Genomic DNA, 1,954 nt, shown 5'->3' with positions numbered 1-1,954 from the left:
AGTACAAACGCCTACGCACCCGCTGGGAACGACGAGCAGACCTGCATCAGGGATTACTGTCCCTGGGCTGCGCGATGATCTGCTACCGACGCCTCTACTCATTCTGACAGGAGCTCTTAGCTTGTCTTTTAACCTGTTCGGCGGGGTTTGGTGCCTTTCTTGTGGTGGGCTGGTCGGGTGTATGTCTGGCCGGTGGCCAGGACGCGTCCGATGTCGCAGCGTGGTGCGGTGACGCGGTTCTTCGAGCCGGGTGGTCGTCCGGGTCCGGGGCGGGCCGGTTTTGGTGCGGCCGCTGGACGGGCGATTTTTGTGTGGAGGTTCCGGAACCCGCGCCGGACGCGGGCCGGGGTGAGCTGGGCGGGTTCGGCAGGGCGTTCCCAGGGGTGGCGTAGGTCGGCGACCATAGGGCGGGCCAGGCGGAGTTGGGCGTGGGCGGCGAGGATCAGCCAGGTCCAGCGGTCGGCGGCCTCGGGGTCGCGCAGCTTGGGTCTGGTCCAGCCAAGGGTCTGCTTGAGAAGCCTGAAGGTGTGTTCGACGTCGAAGCGGCGAAGGAACGCCTGCCACCAGCGGTCGACCTGGGCCGTGTCGGCGTCGGTGCCGGAGGACCACAGCCAGACCGGTTTGTTCACTCTGCCGGAGGGCAGGTGCTCCACCGTCAGGCGGATCACGGTGCCCTCGATGATCGGCAGCGGTCCACTGTGGTCGATCCAGGCGCTGCGGCGGGTCAGTCGTGGGTGCAGGCGGTTCCATGCCTGCGCGGTGGCGGTGCCGTAGAGGCGCGTGTCGGTGCGGGTCACCACGTCTTCGGTGTTCCAGGTGGCCGAATCGCCGAAGACGAACTCGCCGCCGTGCTTGGGGAAGCGTCCTCCGGCCGGGTTGTGGACCTGGGGCGGGGTCGGGCGGCGCAGCACCCGGTCCGACCGCATCCGCCCCAGCACCCGCACCGGCAGGTCTCCCAGCAGGTAGGCGATGCGGGGCGCGTCGTAGCCGGCGTCGAACACCACCAGGATCTCCGGATCGCCCTGCTTCCACTGGCCGGCGGCGATCAGCCGTTCGACCACGCCGCGCAGCTGGGCTACGGTGACCGCGGCGAGGTCGGCGCCGGGCGGAAGGCGGACCGCGTCCAACAAGGCAGTCCACGACGTGCCGCCGGTCTCCAGCGCGGCCACGAACGAGTACGGCCACCCCGGGATCATGCGGTGCTCACCCTTGCGGCGTCCGTAGACGTGACAGAACGAGCGGTCCGGACAGGTCGCGCCATCCGGACGCAACCAGGGCGAGACGTCGACCGCGAGCACCAGACGGCCCTCTGCCGCCCGTGGTAACGGCATCCCGACCAGCGCGTCACGCAACCGGTCGACCTCGATACGGCCGTTGTTGACCGCGTCGTACAGCCCACCGTGCCCACGCCGGTGCTCCGCCGTGAGCGACAACCCCACCAGAGTCCGCACCGGCCCGTCAGCGCACAGCACGGCGTCGGCCAGCTCGAACAACCCATCCGCCCCGACGGGTCAGACACCGGTGGAACTCCCGCCGAAACCCGGACAACGCCCCGAGAGCCAGCCTGGGGTCGAGATGGTGCACACTGATCACGCAGCCTTTGGTCGAACATCCTTCTGTCGCAAGAACGATGATCAATTAAGGGCTGCTTCCATGATCAACCGGGGTGCACCTCACCCGCCGGGACCTTAAAAGACAAGCTTAGACTTGGTTTCAAACTCCGCTGAGACTTGGTCTCAAAACTCGGCGTGTCGCTAGGTGAACCAACGGCCCGCCCCTGGCTCCGCACCGCGCGCCTGTGGGCCCGGCCCGACGGACCGGAGGTCAGTCAGGGAGACTGGGGGCCATTGCCCGCCCTCTCGACCTGGAGCCTTTGATGCCGCAGGGGACCGTCCGTTGGTTCGACGCCGAACGGGGTTTCGGCTTCCTCGCGCCCGAGAACGGCTCGCCGGAC

2 protein-coding genes and 1 pseudogene are annotated in these 1,954 nt (G+C 68.2%); 2 read left to right on the top strand and 1 reads right to left on the bottom strand.

Annotated elements, in window-relative coordinates; all coding sequences use genetic code 11:
- A pseudogene (locus ACTG9Q_RS32915) lies at positions 1 to 107 on the top strand (IS5/IS1182 family transposase); the annotation flags it as partial.
- Positions 108 to 128: 21 nt separating this feature from the next.
- Here ACTG9Q_RS32915 and ACTG9Q_RS32910 read toward each other — a convergent pair.
- Positions 129 to 1,493 (bottom strand): NF041680 family putative transposase, encoded by a 1,365-nt coding sequence (locus tag ACTG9Q_RS32910; RefSeq protein ID WP_455576855.1) that lies wholly within the window; start codon positions 1,491 to 1,493, stop codon positions 129 to 131.
- A gap of 383 nt (positions 1,494 to 1,876) precedes the next feature.
- Between ACTG9Q_RS32910 and ACTG9Q_RS32905 the strand changes: the two genes are divergently transcribed.
- Positions 1,877 to 1,954, top strand: a 78-nt coding sequence (locus ACTG9Q_RS32905; RefSeq protein WP_455576856.1) for a cold-shock protein, incomplete at its 3' end; no start/stop codon positions are given.

The sequence above is a fragment of the Actinokineospora lacus genome, from assembly GCF_053813445.1.
The sequence above is the reverse complement of the archived record's forward strand: the minus strand, read 5'-3'. Positions and strand labels throughout refer to the sequence as shown.